Genomic DNA, 223 nt, shown 5'->3' on the forward strand with positions numbered 1-223 from the left:
CCCACCGTCTCGCCGCAGCGGGTGACGGTGACATCCGAATCGAAGCGTTCGACGGTCTGCACGAACTTGGCCGAGGCCCGGGCGTGAAGACCTCGGCGGTTGATGATGGAACGCTCCCGGACTTCCGCTCCCTCGGGCACAGGAGCGGGGGGACAGTCCTGATCGAGGGGCTGATCCATGGTTCCTATTTTCCCGACAGAACGCGCGAGGCTATGTTGATATA

Annotated in this window: 1 protein-coding gene; it reads right to left on the bottom strand. The window is 62.8% G+C overall.

The genetic code is table 11. The features are described 5' to 3' along the window. Positions 1–179: HPr family phosphocarrier protein (locus E4K09_RS28460; RefSeq protein ID WP_134500981.1), on the bottom strand; the 179-nt coding region annotated here is incomplete at its 3' end. Positions 180–223: the final 44 nt, after the last annotated feature.

The sequence above is a fragment of the Microvirga pakistanensis genome, assembly GCF_004458765.1.
In the GTDB taxonomy this organism is placed as follows: Bacteria; Pseudomonadota; Alphaproteobacteria; order Rhizobiales; family Beijerinckiaceae; genus Microvirga; species Microvirga pakistanensis.